The sequence below is a fragment of the Oceanobacillus senegalensis genome, from assembly GCF_900176885.1.
Lineage (GTDB): Bacteria > Bacillota > Bacilli > Bacillales > Amphibacillaceae > Oceanobacillus > Oceanobacillus senegalensis.
The window spans coordinates 1,948,614-1,969,066 of record NZ_LT839648.1 but is presented as its reverse complement, the minus strand read 5'-3'; the positions used below and the strand labels follow the sequence as shown (position 1 = coordinate 1,969,066).

General features: G+C 35.7%; 15 protein-coding genes, 2 pseudogenes and 1 riboswitch. Of the genes and pseudogenes, 14 read left to right on the top strand and 3 right to left on the bottom strand.

Features of this window, described 5'->3' with window-relative positions; genetic code table 11:
• Positions 1-37: 37 nt before the first annotated feature.
• The gene (locus CAO17_RS09380; RefSeq protein WP_085992561.1) at positions 38-817 is read right to left on the bottom strand and encodes a 2-keto-4-pentenoate hydratase; all 780 of its coding nucleotides are present in this window, start codon (positions 815-817) and stop codon (positions 38-40) included.
• Positions 818-980: 163 nt separating this feature from the next.
• On the opposite strand from CAO17_RS09380, the gene CAO17_RS09375 reads away from it, so the two are divergent.
• A complete protein-coding gene (locus CAO17_RS09375; protein ID WP_143833739.1) occupies positions 981-1,349 on the top strand; it encodes a YuzC family spore coat inner layer protein in 369 nt (122 codons plus the stop codon).
• Positions 1,350-1,423: 74 nt separating this feature from the next.
• Here the strand turns inward: CAO17_RS09375 and CAO17_RS09370 are convergent.
• Positions 1,424-1,619: pseudogene (locus CAO17_RS09370) on the bottom strand (PLP-dependent transferase); the annotation flags it as partial.
• A gap of 87 nt (positions 1,620-1,706) precedes the next feature.
• Between CAO17_RS09370 and cypC the strand changes: the two are divergent.
• The 13 genes from cypC to CAO17_RS09310 all read left to right on the top strand — a co-directional run bounded on the left by cypC (position 1,707) and on the right by CAO17_RS09310 (position 18,972).
• Entirely contained in the window at positions 1,707-2,966 is a 1,260-nt protein-coding gene (gene cypC, locus CAO17_RS09365) for a CYP152 family fatty-acid peroxygenase CypC (RefSeq protein WP_085992560.1), read from the top strand.
• A gap of 243 nt (positions 2,967-3,209) precedes the next feature.
• Positions 3,210-5,366 carry a type IA DNA topoisomerase gene (locus tag CAO17_RS09360; protein ID WP_085992559.1) on the top strand — a complete coding sequence of 719 codons (2,157 nt, stop codon included), beginning with the start codon at positions 3,210-3,212 and terminating at the stop codon, positions 5,364-5,366.
• Between the two features lie 246 nt (positions 5,367-5,612).
• Positions 5,613-7,061, top strand: coding sequence for a vWA domain-containing protein (locus tag CAO17_RS09355; RefSeq protein ID WP_085992558.1), 1,449 nt, complete (start codon positions 5,613-5,615; stop codon positions 7,059-7,061).
• Positions 7,062-7,363: 302 nt separating this feature from the next.
• Positions 7,364-8,572 carry an NAD(P)/FAD-dependent oxidoreductase gene (locus CAO17_RS09350; protein WP_085992557.1) on the top strand — a complete coding sequence of 403 codons (1,209 nt, stop codon included), beginning with the start codon at positions 7,364-7,366 and terminating at the stop codon, positions 8,570-8,572.
• 616 nt (positions 8,573-9,188) lie between these two features.
• Complete coding sequence (locus CAO17_RS09345) at positions 9,189-10,049, top strand: VanW family protein (protein ID WP_085992556.1); 861 nt, start codon at positions 9,189-9,191, stop codon at positions 10,047-10,049.
• A gap of 258 nt (positions 10,050-10,307) precedes the next feature.
• Positions 10,308-10,429, top strand: a riboswitch (TPP riboswitch).
• 119 nt (positions 10,430-10,548) lie between these two features.
• The gene (gene thiT, locus CAO17_RS09340; protein WP_085992555.1) at positions 10,549-11,121 is read left to right on the top strand and encodes an energy-coupled thiamine transporter ThiT; all 573 of its coding nucleotides are present in this window, start codon (positions 10,549-10,551) and stop codon (positions 11,119-11,121) included.
• A 148-nt stretch (positions 11,122-11,269) separates the two neighbouring features.
• Positions 11,270-11,398 (top strand): hypothetical protein, encoded by a 129-nt coding sequence (locus CAO17_RS21880; RefSeq protein ID WP_281252931.1) that lies wholly within the window; start codon positions 11,270-11,272, stop codon positions 11,396-11,398.
• A 154-nt stretch (positions 11,399-11,552) separates the two neighbouring features.
• Complete coding sequence (locus CAO17_RS09335) at positions 11,553-12,968, top strand: hypothetical protein (protein WP_085992554.1); 1,416 nt, start codon at positions 11,553-11,555, stop codon at positions 12,966-12,968.
• Between the two features lie 125 nt (positions 12,969-13,093).
• Positions 13,094-14,473, top strand: a complete 1,380-nt coding sequence (locus CAO17_RS09330) for a Glu/Leu/Phe/Val family dehydrogenase (RefSeq protein ID WP_085992553.1) — start codon at positions 13,094-13,096, stop codon at positions 14,471-14,473.
• Between the two features lie 201 nt (positions 14,474-14,674).
• The gene (locus CAO17_RS09325) at positions 14,675-16,417 is read left to right on the top strand and encodes a carbon starvation CstA family protein (protein WP_085992552.1); all 1,743 of its coding nucleotides are present in this window, start codon (positions 14,675-14,677) and stop codon (positions 16,415-16,417) included.
• Positions 16,418-16,524: 107 nt separating this feature from the next.
• Positions 16,525-16,782, top strand: coding sequence for a cory-CC-star protein (locus CAO17_RS09320; protein ID WP_085992551.1), 258 nt, complete (start codon positions 16,525-16,527; stop codon positions 16,780-16,782).
• 25 nt (positions 16,783-16,807) lie between these two features.
• Complete coding sequence (locus tag CAO17_RS09315; protein ID WP_085992550.1) at positions 16,808-17,734, top strand: ArsA family ATPase; 927 nt, start codon at positions 16,808-16,810, stop codon at positions 17,732-17,734.
• Positions 17,735-17,988: 254 nt separating this feature from the next.
• Positions 17,989-18,972, top strand: coding sequence for a zinc-binding dehydrogenase (locus tag CAO17_RS09310; RefSeq protein WP_085992549.1), 984 nt, complete (start codon positions 17,989-17,991; stop codon positions 18,970-18,972).
• Between the two features lie 113 nt (positions 18,973-19,085).
• Here CAO17_RS09310 and CAO17_RS09305 read toward each other — a convergent pair.
• Positions 19,086-20,319, bottom strand: a pseudogene (locus tag CAO17_RS09305) (dicarboxylate/amino acid:cation symporter).
• Positions 20,320-20,453: the final 134 nt, after the last annotated feature.

The following is a 20,453-nucleotide window of genomic DNA, read 5'->3' as shown; positions in this document are numbered from 1 at the left end:
AAGATGCTCTAAATACGAAAGAGCATCTTCAAACAAATTATTCAACAAAAGTAGCTTCCACTTTTCCGATATTAGAATAAGTAACCTCATACTTCCCCGGTTTAACTGGTAAAGGAGAAATAAAAGTACCAGATGAAATAACCATTCCCTTTTTTAATGTTTTATTGTGACTAGAAAGCTTTTTAACAAGCCAAGCTACCGAAGAAACAGGGTTATCTAAAACTGCTGACGATACACCCTCACTAACTTTTTCTCCATTATGAACGAGTTCCATTCTTATATTGGCTAATTCCTCAAAGGATGGAGGAGTGACTGCTTCAGAAACGATAACTAGACCTGTAGCTGTATTGTCACAAAGTAGGTCAGCTAAAGAGAAATTGGGGAACCAATCTACATATCTAGAATCAGGGATTTCCATTCCTGCAGCAATTTTTGATTTATGTAGGATTTCCTCTTCTGTTGCATCAGGTGAAAGATCATCTGTCAAAATAAACATTAGCTCTGGTTCTACTAAAGGAGAAAAAAGGCTAGATAATGTAATGCTTTCATTACTTTTTACAAGATTGGAATTTAATAATGTACCATATGCTGGTTCATGGGTACTAGCAATAGCTTGTGTTTCAGTACTCGTCATACTAATTTTATATCCAATAAAATCCTCTTTATTCTGAGCACATAGCTTTTTAATTAATTCATCCTGTACAGCGTATGCAGTATGTTCATCAAGGGAATAGTCGTTACGAATGAACGCAATCGGTGTTTTTGATTCATAGGCTTTCATAAGTTTTGTTGCAATTTCTTCTATAGTTTGATGCATCTATGTTCACTCCTTCAGTTGTCATATGAATATCATAATACAACATCATAATTCTGTAAAAACAAACTAATTGAAAAATCTTAACAAAACGAAATATATCCATTATCCAAATCAGGCATTCTTTCATAGGATAATATGTATGTTAATAGGAAGGGGATTTGGTATGTATTATTACTATTATCATTATCCGGTGTACTATAACCCAGTTCCATATCCGTCTTATTTTCCAGTTCGGCAGTATCCGCCAGTAAATCCGGAACTGTTCCATAAATCATCAAATGAAATGAGAAAATTAATGAATGATGCAAGTATCGTCTTAAATCAATTAGCGGATTCAGTAGAATTTGGAGAAGCAGTTATGAGTGCTGCACAAGAATCCAATGAGGAAGAAGTAAAGCGCCTAATTCAGTCAACAGGTATATCTTCAGATGTAGACATAAGTTTTAATCCGGATAATATTCGGATGGAATTCAAGTCACAGGTAGATGGCGATGAGTGTTGTCAATTACAAATTTCAGTGAGGTGGAGATAAAAAGCGAGAAAGTAGTAGATTTTCTCGCTTTTTACAGGAGTAAGAATGGAAAAGATTACAACTATTATAAGAGTCTATTCATGCAGATTATCAAATGTTAGCTCTACATCTTCTTTTAAATCCTCCGATTTTTCAATCCCTAACAGAGAAACGTAAGAGCTTGTCATTAACTCCACGTTTTTCTCTTTCCACTTTCGGAATTTCCGCATGTGTTTGTGTGGATAGATTGGTTATAAAGCTTTCCACGCCACCTAGACTTTCAGCAAAAGTAAAAGGGATTTACTTTAAGTTGAATACTTCAAGATGTTTAAACGAATCCTAACAATGAAAGTAAAACACAAGACGGAGTGAGTAATGATGCCATATAGAGAACAAATTCCAATTGATAAAGGCTTGGATAATAGCTTAGCAATGTTGAGTGAAGGCTATTTGTACATATCGAATCGACGGAAACGTTTTGGTCGCGATATATTTGAAACGCGGGTTTTAGGTGGCCAAAAAGCAATTTGTATCGCTGGCGAAGAGGCTGCTGAGGTTTTTTATGATGAGTCAAAATTTATGAGAAATGGTGTAGCACCAAAAAGGGTCAGGCAAACATTATTCGGTGAAAAAGCGATACAAACTATGGATGATGCCAATCATAAACATAGAAAACAATTATTTATGTCGTTGATGACGGAAAAACGACTACAAGATTGTGTAGAGATTTTTAAAAAGGAAGGCCTATCAGCTATTGATAAATGGGAGAATAAGGATGAAGTCATTTTATATGATGAGATGATTAAGATATTAACTGTCACTGCTTGTAAATGGGCGGGTGTACCATTAAATCAAAACGGTGTGAACGTAAGAGCAGGTCAATTAGAGGCTTTATTTGATTCCGCTGCAGCTGTTGGTCCACGGCATTGGAAAGGAAGACAAGCTCGTAATGCTCTAGAATGGTGGCTCCAAAAAATCATTGATGATGTTCGAAGTGGTAAATTGAAAATTCCAGAGGAAACAGCACTACATCAGATGGCTTGGTATCGAGATTCAGATGGCATACTTTTAAATGCCCATGTAACTGCAGTAGAGGTTTTGAATATTATACGTCCTATAGTGGCTATATCCGTATATATTGTCTTTATTGCATTAGCATTATTTGAAAATCCAAATGAAAAGGAAAAGTTTGTAAATGCTGAAGCAGATGGTTATGAAATGTTTATTCAAGAAGTGCGTCGTTATTATCCCTTTTTTCCATTTGCAACTGCAAGAGTACGTGATGATTTTCTTTGGAAAGGGCATGATTTTAAAAAGGGGAATCTTGTTTTATTAGATATTTATGGAACGAACCATCATCCTGATTTATGGGATAACCCTGATCAATTTAACCCTGAACGTTTTCTAGATAGAGAAGAGAATCCATATGATTTTATTCCACAAGGTGGTGGAGATTATGGTAAGGGGCATCGGTGTCCAGGAGAATGGTTGACAGTTGAGATTATGAAAGCTAGCCTTGATTTACTTGTTAATCATATGGATTACGACATACCTAAGCAGGAGTTACGTTATAGTATGACACGAATGCCGAGTCTGCCAAAGAGTAGGTTTATAATGAATCAAGTTAAGAAAATATGAGATAATTGTGTTCGTGGGGGTATAAATAGTGAAATAAAATGCACACGTCTTCTTCATTGGAAGTAGCGTGTGTATTTTTAGATTATGAGGTGGATTTAAAGAGTCGATTTGAACCTGATAATCTACGTTCTTCTATTATAATAATTAAAAGGTGTGATAGAATAATATAAAATCTCGAATAGTTTCTACGTTTTTTCCTCACAGAAAATATATCCGAATTAAACGATAGAATAGGTGATAATATTGAAATTAGTTCTCGCTGAAAAACCTTCAGTTGCAAAAAATATTGCCGATGCCTTAAAAATAAAAACGAAAAAAGATGGTTATTTTGAAGGGAATGACTATATTGTAACATGGGCGTTTGGCCATTTAGTAGAACTTTATGATGCGAAGGATTACGACAGTAAAATGGCCAGATGGAAAATGGAAAATTTCCCATTTATTCCATCGGAGTTTAAATACAAAATAAAAAGTAACCCAAGAAATAGACAACAGGCTGATGGTGGTGCAGCCAAACAACTGAAAATTATCCATCATTTAATTAAACGTCAGGATGTTGATACAATTATATCAGCGTGTGATTATGATAGGGAGGGACAGCTGATAGGGGATAGCATCATTTATCGTGGTGGAAGACAGGCAAAACCGGTCTATCGTTTATTGCTGAATGAATGGACGCCCGAGGAAGTGAAGCGGGGGCTAGAAAATATAAAGCCAAATCAATCTATGAAGCCATTAAGAGATGCCGGAATTAGTAGACAATGGGCGGATTGGGTTATTGGAATTAATCTTACCTCTGTCGCTACCTTAAAATATCAACAAGGAAAAGGAAAAGCTCTAAATATTGGACGAGTGTTACTACCTACTTTAAAAATCATATATGACCGTGATAAAGAAATAGAAAATTTTGTTCCAGAGGATTATTTCAAACTAAAAGCTGTCTTTCATACAGAGGATGGCAAAAAATATGATGGTATATATACCGAGGTGAATAACGAGAAATTTAAACAAAAGGATTATTTAGAAGAGATTCGTAGGTTCATGAAAAATAAACAAGGGAAGATTATGGATAAACAAATGAAGAAGAAGAAAGAGTTCCCCCCATTTCTATTCAATTTATCGAACCTTCAAGGATATATAACAAATAAATATCAAGGTTGGACATCTCAAAAAGTATTGAAGATTGCTCAGTCACTCTATGAAAAAAAACTTATAACTTATCCAAGAACATCCAGTGTCGCCCTTGATGAGAGTTTAGTAGGGAAAACAGCGCATGTTTTAAAAACACATTCGGAGGATCTACCCTATAAGAATGAAATTAAATTCATGAAGACAAAACGGGTGTTTAATAATGCAAAAGTAGACAGTCATAGTGCAATTATTCCGACCTACTTAAAACCGAAACGTTTAACGAAAGAAGAAGAAATTGTCTACAACGCCATAAAAAATCGTTTTATTATGCAATTTATGCCAATTGCTGAATATGAGGAAACAAAATTAATAACGAAGGTTGATAATGAACAAATTAAGGGTGTATTCCATTCCAAGGGAAAAGTGCAGCTTATTGATGGGTGGAAAAAGGTAGAAAAGATTCAATCAAAGGATATACTTTTACCTTTCGTTTCTTCGGGGGAAACGGTTGATATTGAAAAGACGGAAGTCACCAGTCATGTTACGACTCCTCCAAAACCACATACCGAAAAAACACTACTCCGTGTAATGGAAACATGTGGGAAAAGTTATCAGGAGGAAGATGACGAAGGTCTGGGTAATATTTTAAAGGGATTTAGCATAGGTACTCCAGCAACAAGAGCAGATACGATAAAGAAACTAAAAGATGTTGGTTATATCGCTAGTAAAGGGAAACATTTATTTTGTACAGGTTTGGGCAGTAAGTTAGTAGAGATATTTCCAGTTCGAAGTCTATTTGATTTGGAATTCACTGGAAGGTTAGAAAAGGTATTATCCGATATCCAAAAAGGAGAGGCAAATAAGCAGGAATTTTTAAGAATGATTTTTCAATATACAGACCAATCTGTAAAAACCATTAAACAGGCTGAAGATATTATCATTAACCATATAACTGCGAATAAATCCTCCAATGAGGTGCTAGGTCAGTGCCCAGAATGTGGAAATGATATTATAGAGGGATACAAAGCATTTGGATGTAAGAATTGGAAAAACGGTTGTAGATTTACGATTTGGAAAAACGATAAGTATTTAAAGGCAATGAAGAAAAAGGCTACCAAAACAATGGTAAGACAGTTACTGAAAAATAATCAGGCATATGTTAAAGGGTTAACAAGTAAGAATGGAAAGAAATTTAATGCATATTTAAGCTATGTAAAAGATCAAGAAAAAAATTATTACAGCTGGAAAATGGAATTTAAAAATAAATAAAGTTGATTTTAAGATTTACCATTTCTAATCATATTGCATGTTTTATTTTCTTATAATAGAATATTAAAGTTGCTATTTTAAGAATATACTTCGTAACAAATATTTGGACTAATTTGCCAAAAGATATGATTCTCTCTGCTCGTTTTCCTGCGAACTAAAGTTGCATCATCAATGGTAGTTTTGTAATATTGACAAGAAAGTATGTTTATTCAATCTTTTGGATGATGATTAAGATTGGAGGGAAGAGTGATTAAAAAAATATTAGCAATTATTTGTTTTCTATTCGTATTAGTTTTGGTAGCTTGTAATAATGAAAATGCTACTTCGGTAGGTAATAAAGATGACGAAGAAGTTAATCCAGAGGTGGAAGAGAAACCTGAAAGGTCACTTGAAGATGAAGAAGTGGAAGGGTATATCAGTGAATTGGATAGTATCTCTCTCATTGATTCTCGAGAAACCTTGAAGGAACAGCAAGGTGGAATACTGGTTGAGAATATCACCATAGAAGAAGAAATTTCACATGAGGAAAGTACATCTTTAGATTCTTTGAAAACTCAAGATATTAAGGAAGAATTAGAAAATCTAATTAACCATACACAGGACCCTCCTATGCTTTATAAAGGTTTTGTATACTTGTTAGGGTCTCCACATTATAAAGAAACTATTGAAAAGGCTGAACAGTTTGAATCTAGCTTTGAAGAACCTGAATTGCCTTATACGGATATTTCTGAAGATGACACAGATACAGCTACAGAGGCACAAAGGGGAAAATCTATTATTTTACTTGATGCTAGTTCAAGCATGCTTTTACCAGTAGATGGACGGGTGAAAATGGATATTGCAAAAGAGGCAGTAAAACAATTCGGGGAAGTTATTGGTCAAAATAATGATGTTTCCTTAGTTGTTTATGGTCATAAGGGTTCGGAATCGGAATCCGATAAAGAACTATCCTGTAACGGAATTGAGGAAGTCTATCCTTTAGGGGAATATAACAAAGAGAAATTTGAAGCTTCCTTAGAAACCTTTAATAGTAAAGGGTATACACCATTAGCTGGTGCCATTAACAAGGCGAAAGAGATGAGTGAGGAATTCACAGAACCTGTTACCGTCTATATTGTAAGTGATGGGGTAGAAACATGTGACGGAAATCCTGTGAAAGCTGCAGAAGCATTTGTGCAAGAAAGTCAAGAAAGAGAAGTCAATATAATTGGCTTTCATGTGGATAAAGATGCTGAAACACAATTAAAACAAGTATCCGAAGCTGGAAATGGCTCCTTTTATTCAGCTGATAATGCGGATGAGTTAAACTCTACTATGGAGGATGAATGGTTGCCATCCTATACAGACTTAGCTTGGGCGCATACGAAAGCTCCCGGTCCTTGGGAAATATTGGATGAATATGATCGGTTTGATGAAGACTTAAATAGGGTGAGGGAAATTATAAAATCGGAAAAGTCTCGTTTCGATCAAGCATTACAAATTATGAAAGTAGAAGAACTAGTTGATCGGGATGTGATTGATGATGTAGCCGAAATTGTCACGGATGAATTTCGTGTCAAACTAGATTTGATGAGTGAATTCCGTTCAGAAAAACTAGAGGAAATCGATAAAGATGCAGAGGAAATTAGGGAACAAGTAGATAAATGGAAAGAGGAAATGCGTCAGAGAAAACAAGAACGAGGCGATATGTTTTAAACCAATGTCTTAGTAGGGGAATACCTATTAAGACTTTTTTTTTTTACTTCTCGCATCACTTTGTGAAAAAAAGGATGAAAGTAACACGTTTACACATTTATTTTTGCGAAAATTAGTATTTTCGTTATGGTATGAGATTTATTAGCCTATTTGTGAAATTTTTGTTATTATATTAATGTAATTTAAATATACTTTACATTTATTCGTATAAGCGCTTTAATTAATTTGTAAACTATTGTGTGAATGCTTATACATATAATAACTATGTTAAGTACATAAAGAAGATGAAAGGTGGATGTTTCATGAGTAAGCCAAAAGTTGTTGTACTTGGCGCTGGTTACGCTGGATTAGTAACAACCAGACATTTAACAAAAAAATTATCACAAGAAGAAGCGGAAATTGTGCTCATTAATAAACACAATTATCATTACGAAAGTACTTGGTTACATGAAGTAGCTGCTGGTACGCTTGAACCTAACCAAGCACGTTTCATGATTAGTGACGTTGTCAATCCAAACCGTGTACGTCTTATCTATGATTCAGTAGTTAAAATTAATAAAGATGAGCAACGTGTAGTACTAGAAAATAGTGAAGTTTCCTATGATTACCTAGTTATTGCATTAGGATTCGTTACAAATACATTTGGTATAAAAGGGATGGAAGAAAATGCGTTCTTCATTCAAGATATTGACTCAAGCCGTTTGATTGCAGAACATATTGAGTATCAATTTGCTAAATATAGTGCTGGTGAAATTACGGATGACGACGCTCTTAATATTGTAGTTGGCGGTGGTGGTTTCACAGGTATTGAATTCGTTGGTGAGCTTGTTGAAGAAGTACCTAGACTGTGTAAAAAATATGATATTCCACGTAATAAAGTACGCATTATTAATGTGGAAGCGGCACCATCTATTTTACCAATGTTTGATAAGGACTTAGTATCTTATGCCATTCAGTCACTAGAAGCACGTGGGGTAGAGTTCCGTATGGGTGCAGCCATTTCAGAATGTACACCAGAAGGCTTTGTCGTTGGAGACGATAAAGAACTTATTAAAGGTGGAACAGTGGTTTGGACTGGTGGAGTAAAAGGAAATCCTGTACTTAGTGAATCTGGATTCGAACTTGTAAAAGGAAAGGTAAATGCAGATGCTGACCTAAGAATGCAAGGTGAAGAAAATATCTTTGCATTGGGAGATTGCTCTTGGGTAATGGATAAAGAAGCTGGTAGACCATACCCTCCAACAGGACAACTGGCTACTCAAGAAGGTGTAATCGCGGCGGAAAATATTAAATCTCTAATCCGCAATGAGCCATTAAAAGAATTTGTATTCAGTGACAAAGGTACGGTAGCGTCACTAGGTGTAACTGATGGTATAGGTAATATTTTCCAAGGAACAAAACTAAAAGGCAAATCAGCTGCAGCAATGAAGAAAGTAGTAGATGATCGTACACTATTCTTAGTTGGTGGACCAAAAACAGTTATTAAAAAAGGTAAATTCCGTCCGTTTTAACATTAAAAGCAGCAGTCCCCATTTCATCACGAATGGACATTTAGCCTTAAGAGGTTAGATAAACTTGATTTTTGCGGATGTAAAAATCATAGTGAATCTTATGCTAGAAGAGCGAAAAGCAAACATGCCCTTCAAAGGGGATTCTGATGCCTAAGTGTTAACCCGTTTTTAGTTGGCCTTTCTTAAGTCGATGTTGCCTTTCACTACAAGGCTATACGTGCGACTAATCCTCTGGTTTTACGATCGGCAAGTCCTTTTATAGGTGAAGGGAAGTCGCGTTAGTCGATGGATGCTAAAGCTGGATGTGATTCATTACTCGATAAATTTCTAGCAAATTGAGGAGGTAATTATTAATGAAAAATTTCTTATATGGTTTGTTGTTTGTCCTAGCTGCATTAGTTGGGTATAGGGTTGCTAGTGAGTATTTAGAAGATACGAGAGATTTCCATTAATATTTGTATAAACATGATTTAAACCATCTAGTTCTTGTGGACGTAGATGGTTTTTATTTTAGGTATAAAAGCTTTATTCAATGAGCAAAATTGATATAAAAACATGAACTAGTACATGTTTTTACTCGTTTATCCCATACTATGGTTGGAGTGAGGTGAATGTAATGTTTACTGTGTTATTATCACTGCTATTTTCTATTTCCTCCATAGACACAGAAGTATTCCAAATAGAGGATGATTATAAAATTAAATTAGAAAAAGTGGAAATTGATCAATATTATTTATCATATTTTGATCAGATTTTTATTGATGAGCAAAAGTTGGATTTACTCATGAATGATTTGGAAGAAGAATTATATCAACCACCAGTGAATGCTAAATTTGATGAAACGAACACAATAGTACCAGGAAAGCCTGGGGTTACATTAGACAGAAATAAATTTCAAATCGAGTTTCGTAAGCGCTTTTATAACCATTCATCCAAAAAACTAAGAGTTCCTGTAACAGGGGTTTATCCTAAAGTGGATAGTGGATTATTAAAGGAGATTAGTACCAGGCAACTCGGAAGTTATGCAACATTCTTTCGGCAATCAAACAAGGAAAGGTCTAACAATATTGAACTAGCCGCGGAAGCAATTGATAATACAGTCATATTTCCAGGTGAACGATTTTCATTTAATGAGGTAGTTGGTGAGCGTACAAAAGAAAAAGGATATAAACAGGCACCAGTCATTGTGAAAGGAGAATTAGCTGAAGATATCGGTGGTGGTATATGTCAAGTATCATCCACCCTATTTAATGCAGTGGACCTTCAAGGAATCCAAATTATTGAGCGCTATGCTCATAGTAGAAATGTACCTTATGTTCCTTCGGGGCGTGATGCAACAGTAAGTTGGTGGGGACCTGATTTTGTCTTTAAAAATTTATATAATGAGCCTATTTTAATTCGAGCAAGAGCAGAACATGGGAAAATGATAGTTCAAATTTATACAGCGGAGACAGCTGAACACTTCACTGGGAACTAGGGTCTTATCATGTGTTTATCACAGGTTTTATTTTTTTCTTATCGACTGAATCCTGTCTCCATATTACCATTCATCGAGTCTTTACTCATTCATTCAAAGGTTATATCAACTGTAATGGTTTATTAGTTCACAAATTGTTAGTTCTTCAGTTACTTTAGAAAAAAGCAAACTAAATCTTTTTAGAACAAGTGATATTATATGTTTATGGCTTGTAATTGCATACGAAAAATCGTAAAATGAAAATAAAGCATTTAAATAAAAGCCAACTGGGGGAGCCAATAGGCTGAGAGTGAAAATATAGATAAATATTTCTCTATTATTTTCAGACCCTTTGAACCTGCTAGCTAATACTAGTGTAGGGATTGGTGGTTTTTTTGATGGATAAAAGTTTTGCAATGCGCAGCGGAGTAGGCCTGTTTTCAACAGGTCCCATCAGAAAGCTCCCCCTAGGCATTGCTTTTTTTGTTGCTTAAGATAGCTAAAATAGGGGGAGAATGAATTGAAATCAAAGCGTACTTTATTCTTAATAGAGGTAGCTATCTTTACTGCGTTTGCATTAGTACTGGATATTCTACCGATATCATTTAAAATATGGGCTCAGGGTGGATCTGTATCCTTTGCAATGATTCCCATTTTTATTGTCGCATTTCGTTGGGGATTAAAGGGAGGCTTACTTTCTGGTTTCCTCTGGGGTGTGTTACAAATAGCTACAGGAACAGCGTGGATTATGCATCCTATTCAAGGATTGATTGATTATGCACTAGCCTTTACTGTACTGGGCTTCGCTGGCGTATTTGCGAAGCAGATTCAACGAAATGTTAAAGAAGGAAAAACATCCGTGTACCTAACATATATTAGCCTAGGTGTATTACTAGGTTCTGCACTAAGATTTTTTGCTCATTATATTGCTGGAATAATCTTCTTTGGTTCCGCAGTTGAGGGCCAACCTGCTTGGTTATATTCACTTATTTATAATGGTTCATATATGGTTCCATCCTTTATTTTAAGTACGGTTATTGTTTCCTTTCTATTTCACAAACAACCTAGAACGTTGTTAAATGGTACAACTTAATGGATAGTACTCTACACATAATCAAGTAATCTCTAATTTAGGGATTACTTTTTTAGGAGGGATTTTTTGCGAGAAATAATTGGTTCATGCACTAATTGTGGCAAAGATGTCTATTGTGAAAGTGGTTTTTTTGATGGAGAACAGATAAATGGAAATTTATTATGCCGTCCATGTGCTGAAGAAAAAAAGGAAAATGAATGCCAGCCTAGATAAAAGGAAAATGGATGCAGTCCTGTTAACAGGATTTGCATCTATTTTTACATATAAACCATTTTGAAAACTATCTTCTTATGTCCCCCTCAAGAAGCTTTTTAATATGTTTAGTTTGTATTTACTCATCGTTCATAATATAGTTAGTTCTTTATATCATGTAGCGCTTTTACCTTTCCTTGCATAGGCTATAGCACAATTTATGAAAGGAAGGGGATTAAATGGAATTAACATTATCCCATTTGCTATATGGTTTGTTTACGATGGTTATTATCGTAACAATGATTTTTCGTAAGGGAGTTGTATTACCGACCATCCTTGGAACGTTTATTATTGGGTGGGTTTACACTGGTAATATAATTGATGGATTTATGGCAATATTTAATGCAAATTTGGTCGCCGCCCAAGAGCTATTCAATATTTTTCTTATTATCATGTTTATGTTGGCATTACTAAATTCTTTGCGTGATTTAGGTGCTGATCGAAGGATGATTCAGCCCATTCAAAAGTTTATGGTGAATGGTCATGTATCCTTTTTTGTCCTCGTTATCGTAACTTATGTTATTTCCTTATTTTTCTGGCCGACACCTGCCGTTCCATTAATTTGTGCTTTACTTGTTCCTGCTGCAATACGTGCCGGACTACCGGCAATGACAGCTGCGGTTGCGATTGCTTTAGCAGGGCAAGGGATGGCGCTGTCCTCAGATTATATTGTTCAAGTTGCACCGAGTTTATCTGGTACAGCAGCCGGAATAGATGGCTCTTTGGTAGCAGATAAGGCTCTTATTCTTTCGCTTGTCGCTGGTGCAGTCGCAATTGGGCTGGCGTATTTCCTTTATAGAAATACGATTCGTTCTAGAGGAGATAGTTTGAATGAGGAAGAATTAGCAAATATTGATAGCTCTGAAAAGACAGAGAATAAAGCACAAACTGCGAATTTAACAACTTGGAGTAAGGTTTTTTCTATATTAGTTCCCTTATCTCTTCTAGCCGTAGTAGTCGTCATGCTTTACGGTAAACTTTTCACTCGTAGTGGAGGATTGGTAGGTGGCGATGGTGCAGCATTTGTTGGTGGTGTTGCCGCTATTCTCTTATTACTTTCAACGGTAGCGTTTGGAAAACACCATGCACTTAATTATATAAGTAATCATATTACAGATGGATTTGTGTTTGCATTTAAAGCAATGGGTCCCGTCATTCCAATTGCAGGATTTTTCTTTTTAGGTAGTCCGGATTTTTCCAGCTCTATTCTTGGAGTAGAAAATGGCCCATCTTTATTGTTCGGGTTGATAGAATCTGTACAGGAATACCTGCCAGAGAGTGCTTTATTTGCAGCATTTAGTATATTGATCATTGGTATTATCACTGGGCTGGATGGATCAGGTTTCTCAGGGCTACCATTAACTGGTGCACTAGCTGCGACATTAGAAACCTCCTCGATTGATGTATCAACACTAGCAGCACTTGGACAGTTAGGTGCGATTTGGACTGGTGGAGGTACACTTGTTGCATGGTCATCATTGATTGCCATTGCTGGTTTGTGTGGAGTATCGGTTATGGAACTTGTACGTAAGAATTTCATTCCCGTCATAGCCGGCTTATTTGTCACCGCATTGGTTGCTGTATTTATTTTATAAAGTTATGAACGGTAAAGAAATATTTGTTTTAAAATTATCCAATGTTTCGTAGTTTTAACGAATCTATGCTAGCTTTTTCCCTTGTTGCATATTTATAGGTATAGAGGTATTTAGGAGGTTAATGAATGGCAAAAAATACTGGGGCAATCGTTCAAGCTTCCCTTGACGCTTTATTTAATGATTCCAGATTTTTACCCGAATTACAAGATGAAACGAGGGAAAAGGCTTTGCGTTCTTTGCGTTCTATTCTTTCAACACCGAACCAGGTTCATAAATCCTTTTTACGCGTTCCTTTGGAGAATGGTGAAGTAGTTAGAATACCTGCATTTCGTGTTCAGCACAATAATATACTAGGAGCGTATAAAGGGGGAATTCGGTTCCATGAATCAGTGAATGAAAATGAGGTTGTCAACCTTGCAACATTAATGACATTAAAAAATGCTTTACATGACGTTCCGTTTGGTGGAGCAAAAGGTGGGGTGATCCTTAGCCCAAGGAATTATACGGTTAGAGAACTTCATATAATTTGTAAAAAATATGTACAGTATTTTAGTGGTATTATTGGACCTGATAAGGATATACCAGCACCGGACATGGGAACAAGTGAAAGAGAGATGGATTGGATGATGGGGGAATATAAAAGTATACACCCCGGACAAAGTTATTTAGGTAGTTTTACGGGAAAGAGTATTATAAATGGTGGATCGTATGGGAGACGTACTGCGACAGGAAAAGGAGTCTATTATTCATTTCGTTATATGTTCCATGACTTTCTGCTAGCGAATAAAACCTGGCTAGAAAAAAGTGGTAATATGTATGCTAAAAACCTATTGGGAAATTACGAGAAGCCTTTAACAATGGCTATTCAAGGTTTTGGAAATGTTGGTTCTATTGTTGCTTTAGAGGCTTTCTCTTGTAGTAAAATAAATAATAAAGTAATAGCGGTAAGTGATCATAATATAACGTTATATCATTCTGAAGGATTAAATATTCCGAAATTAATGGAATATACCAAAAGTAATGGAGGAGATTTACCGAAAAATAAAAAGGAAATCGATGCTGCCGGGTTGGATGCAACACCATTAGAACGTGAAAAATTGTTGACCTTAGATACTGATGTTTTGTTCTTAGCGGCCTTGGAAGACCAAATTCATCAAAAAAATATGCAAAATATAAATGCTACGGTTATCGTTGAAGGTGCAAATGCACCAATTACAGGGTTAGCAGATGATTATTTGAAGGATAAAGGTAAGATTATCATTCCTGATATACTAGCAAATGCAGGTGGTGTAATTGTATCTTACTTAGAATGGCTTCAAGGAAAGGATACCCAATTTTATACAGAGAAGGAAGTAAATTATCGGCTTTACGAAAAAATGAAGCACACATTTGAAGTTGTATATCCACCATATTTTAGTGACCCTTTTTCACTAAGAGAAAATTGTTATATTCATGCCGTAATGAAATTATCAACCGTTTTATTTAAACAGGGCAAACTTTATTAGAAGATTGTATATGGTGGGATTGTCAAAAAGTCAGACCCAAAAGGGGTTTGACTTTTTTTATACAAAAAAGTAATTAGAAAAAATAATTATTATTGATTATTCAGATATTTACAATTGTATAAAACTGTTATAGAATAAGTGAAAGTACTTAAGACATCAATTTCAGAGGAGCTAGATAAATATAAAGGGAGGTTGGAAAAGTTGAATGCTGTTTTAGTTGCTATTTTTGGTCTTGTTATGTTTGCACTGGGTTATCGTTATTATTCTAAGTTTGTAGCAGAGAAGATTTTTAAATTAGATCCAAACTATGAAACACCAGCCCATAAATATAAAGATGGAGTGGACTTTGTACCGACAAACAAATTTGTATTATGGGGGCACCATTTTACATCGGTTGCTGGTGCAGCTCCAATACTTGGACCAGCAATTGCTCTTTATTGGGGGTGGCTACCCGCCTTTATATGGGTGGTCTTCGGTACAATATTAGCAGCAGGTGTGCACGACTTTGGAACATTGGCTATATCGGTACGAAATAAGGGGCAGTCAATCGGTACCATTGCAGATAAATTAATTGGAAAAAAAGGTAAAGTATTGTTTTTATTTATTATATTAATCTTAGTACTAATGGTAAACGCAGTATTTGCTTGGGTAATTGCCAATCTATTTATTAGTTATCCATCAAGTGTACTTCCAGTACTGCTTCAAATTCCTTTAGCGATTGCGATTGGTTATCTTGTGTATAAAAAGAATGTTAGAATGCTAGTTCCATCGCTTATTGTACTTGCTATCATGTACTTCTCAGCGGTTATTGCTGCTCAATATGAGGTACTACAAATTGATTTAGTAAGCTATATGGGTGGGGAAGATGGTGCTGGGTTATTTGGTCTTGGAGCAGTTTCCACAGCATTTATGATCTGGATTGCGTTTTTGATGGTGTATTGTTATATAGCCTCAACACTTCCGGTATGGAAATTATTACAACCAAGAGATTTTATTAATTCCCACCAATTAGTTGTAGGACTAGGTATTTTATATCTTGGATTACTTTTTACCAATCCAGAAATGACGGCACCGGTTTATAATGAGAATCCAGACAGAAGCTGGTTGCCATTATTATTTATTACTGTAGCCTGTGGTGCTATTTCAGGGTTTCATGGTCTTGTTTCTTCGGGTACATCTTCAAAACAGTTGAATAAAGAAACGGATGCTAGATTTGTTGGTTATTTTGGAGCGGTAGGGGAAGGGATTTTAGCATTAATCTCTATTCTTACGGTTGCTACATTCTTTGCAACGACAGATGATTTCTTTGCTACGTATAATAGCTTTACAGCCGCAAATGGTGCTGGTTTAGGTGTATTCGTAGAAGGTGCTGCAGTTTTAGCGGGTGGACTAGGTATACCAGCACATATTGCAGCAACAATTGTTTCCGTCATTGTAGTAAGTTTTGCAGCTACAACGCTTGATACTGCAGTACGACTAATGCGTTATATTATTGCAGAATTAGGTGAGGAATATAAAATTCCGGCATTAACGAAAACACATGTTGCTACATCTGTAGCAGTACTTTCAAGTGCTGCATTAGTTTTAATCCCGGAAGGACCAAATGGCTTTGGTTCCGGTGGATATTTGATTTGGCCTTTATTTGGTACATCCAATCAGCTACTTGCAGGAATCAGTTTAATGTTGATATCCATTTGGCTAAAACGACTAGGTCGAAATTACGCAGTTACATTGATTCCAATGATTTTCCTAATGATCATGACAATGGTAGCTTTGTTCCAGCAGGTCTTCTTAGAATGGGCTTGGTGGGGAACAGACTCTAGTACATTATTATTTGTTCTTGGGGCAATTATTTTTGTCTTTGCATTTTGGATTGCACTAACTTCGTATTCCGTTCTAACTGGAAAATACGATAATCCAATTGATAAGAATAAGGTAGGATAAAATAGATTGAAAGCGTTGTAAACTAATAATAAAATAAGTATAGGTGGGGGTCATAGGATATGGCCCCTTTTTCTACATACCAACCAATTTAAAAGGTGGCGTTCCAATTGTTGGATAAACTAAAAAAGCTCATTAACTATTATGAAGAAGTAATAAGTATGCCACACCGAACAGAAATAGCAAGGGAACTTAGAAATGAAGATGATTTATTTCTTCTTTTGCTTTACTCCGAAATGATTGGAATACCTAATCCTGTCTATTACTATACACTTGAGCTCTACCCTTATATGATTGAAGAGTTCCATGACTGGCATTTAAGGATGGGTATGGATAAATCCCCACTAACAGGAATCCGTTGTTGTTAATATAAAGAGGGGAGGGGGATACATAATGCAAGAATTAGGTAAACAGATTATCTTTGTCGGTGGGAAAGGCGGGGTTGGTAAATCTACATCTGCAGCTGCAATTGCATGGAAATCTGCAAAGGCCGGAGAAAAAACATTACTTGTGTCTACTGATCCTGCGCATAATTTAGGTGATATTTTTTCTCAAAGTATAGGCGGACAAACAATAAAGCTCACTGAAAATCTATTTGCATTAGAGATTGACTCTGAAATAGAAACAAAAAAATACATTAATAGTGTAAAAGAAAACATAAAGGGAACGGTTAATACTAGAATGATGGAGGAAGTTCATCGCCAATTAGATACAGCAAAAGCATCACCAGGGGCAGATGAAGCGGCATTATTTGATAAATTGATTTCCGTTATTCTTGAAGAAAGAGAGCATTTTGATAAACTCGTTTTTGATACGGCACCTACAGGTCATACAATACGACTATTATCTCTACCGGAATTAATGGGAGTTTGGATTGAAGGATTGTTAAAACGAAGAAAGAAAACAAATGACAACTACACGCAATTGTTAAATGACGGAGAACCTATTGAGGACCCAATTTATGATGTCTTGAAAGAGAGAAAAGACCGTTTTCATAAGGCGCGTGAAGTGTTGCTAGATCATGATCGAACAGGTTTTATATTTGTGTTAAATGCTGAGCGCTTGCCTATTCTGGAAACAAGAAAAGCTATTGAATTATTAGATAAGTATCATCTTCATGTAAAAACATTAATCGTTAATAAACTTCTTCCGGACGATGTAGATGGGAAGTTTTTACAGCAACGGAAAGCATATGAGAGTCAATATGTAGAAATGATTGAAGACACATTTAAACACCAAGAGTTAATATACGTCCCATTATTTGCACAAGATATTACAAGTGAAGAACAATTAGAATGGATTAGTACATATTATCTATAGAATGCGCAGTAACCAGATAAAGATAATCGGTGCATTAATACCGCTACGGAAATACACTACGCTTTCCGTGGGCGCTGCTGAGCCTTCTCCGAGCTAACGCTCTCCGAAGTCTCACCTAGGCTTTTCATCCCACTGGAGTCTCCGTGCATTTCCTCCGCTATTTTCGAGCATAATCTTCTATTATTATTCTAGAGATAATAATATTGCGAAGGATAAATAGAAAAAATAATGATTTATAGAAAGGAAGAATATACTTGAAAGCCTTTGTAATAGAATATGGAGAACAAAAAATAAAAGAGATGGAAAATCCAGTTGTTGAAAAAGGAGACGTTTTAATCTCCTTAAAAACAGCAGGGTTAAACCGACGTGATACCTACATATCCGGACGAAGAGGAAATGACAAGGAAGCATTAATCATTGGTTCAGATGGTGCGGGAGTTGTAGAATCAATCGGGGAGAATGTAACGAGATTTCAAGTAGGGGATGAAGTAATCATCAATCCATCTCTTAGATGGTATGAAAAGACAGATGCTCCACCAAAAGAATTTGATATTTTAGGGATGCCTGATCACGGAACATTTGCAGAAAAGATTGTCATTTCTGAGGAACAATTGGAGAGAAAGCCAAAGCATTTAACATGGGAAGAGGCTGGTGTATTAGCATTAGCTGGCTTAACTGGTTATCGTGCATTGTTTACGAAGGGACAAATTCAATCAACTGATACAGTATTTATTCCTGGTGCAGGTGGTGGAGTTGTTACCTATCTTATCCAATTTGCTAAGGCTTTAGGTGCAAAAGTAATAGTTACTTCTAGAAGTGAAGAAAAACGCCAAAAAGCTAAAGAAATTGGTGCGGATTTGGTTTTAGATACAAACAGTGATTGGAAAGAGAAGCTAGTTAACGAGACGATTGATTTAGTAATAGAAAGTGTTGGAGGAGCAACCTTTAATCGTTCATTAGAAGTATTAAAAAAAGGTGGACGAATTGTTACATTTGGATCATCGACAAATGATGAAATTCATTTTAATTTAAGAAGCTTCTTTTATGGTCAATATCATTTATTTGGTACAACAATGGGGAGTAGAGAGGAGTTAAGGGAAATGCTCCAATTTGTTGAGAAAAATGGAATTCATCCTGTTGTTGACCAAACATTTAATCTTTCTGAAGCACAAACAGCACTGGATTATTTAAGTGAAGGAAACCAATTTGGAAAACTAGCTTTATATATCATTAATTAACATTGTCAGCAAGTATTTTCTTTCAATTTTGTATTAAAATAATCGAAAAATCTTAATGAATGAACATAAAAGTAGAGGATGGCAATTAGACAACCTCTACTTTTTAACATTATTTATGCATGAGCTTCTGTATTTTTCATCCAGTCTTTACCTTCTAATTGTCTTGCAACAAGCATACTTGATACGGTATCACCTGTTGAATTTACCATTGTTGCAGGTGCATCAACAACCACGCCAATGGCTGAAATAATTGGAAGAGCTTCGATTGGTAAACCGTATAGTGTTATAATCATCATTTCACCAATAAAGCCACCACCGGGAATTCCACTCATAACAATACCGGAAAGTAAACAAATACCGATAGCAGTAAGGAATGTATTAATTCCAGAGAAGTCCATATTAAAGACACCAAAGACAAATGCAATTTTAAGCATCGCAGATAAACAGGAACCATCCATATGAATCTGTGCTCCTAATGGTATGACGGTTTCCCTAATGTCTTTTGGTATACCGATTTTCCGTGAGGCTTCAAGATTAACGGGAATAGATGCGACACTACTACCCGTTCCCAATGATGTAACAGCTGGTGCAAGGATGTTTTTCCAAAAACGTATAACTCCTGTTTTTCCTCCAGCTATAAATGCATATAATGTAAAGCTGATAAAGAAGTATAGTACGGAAACAGGATAATAGATAATGATTGCTTTGGCATAATCTCCAATTATGTCTGCACCGAATTGTCCAATTAATGCTGCAAAATAGGCAGCTAATCCAATAGGTGCGTAATACATGATAAGTTGAATGAGCTTCATAAATACTTCAGAAGCACTGTTTAAGAATCGACTAAATGGTTTACCTTGTTCTCCTGTTAGTCCTGTTGCGACTCCTACAAGAATCGAAAAAATAATTAAAGCCAACATATTTTCTCTTGAGAGTATATTTAAGAAGTCAGGGACTGTTAACGTACTGACTAATTGTTCTCCCACAGAAACCTCTTCCATATTTTTCCGGTTGTTCTAAACTTATATTTGTACCTGAGCCCGGGTCAAATATAACGGTTGTAATTAGCATAATGATGGATGCAATAATACCGGTCACAACAAAAATAGTAATCATAGAACCCATAATTTTACCCAACCTCTTCATACTATCCATATTAGAAATCGCTGAAGATATGGTGAAAAAGACAAGTGGAACGACAATCATAAATAGCAGATTTATGAAAATATCTCCTAGGGGTTTGATTAACGTTGCATCCTGTCCGAAGATAATCCCAATGATTGCTCCTATAATGATTGAGAAAAGAAGAAGAATCGGAAACCGGTATGCTTTCAGTTTTTCTTTCATACTGCGTCATTCCTCTACCTAAGTATGTAATGACACTATATTACATTAAAAAAAGAAATTAGGGAAAGAAAAAATACTAAGGGGATGGAATCATTAAGAGAATTTATCTCTAGAATTTTATCCTACGTTGTGGT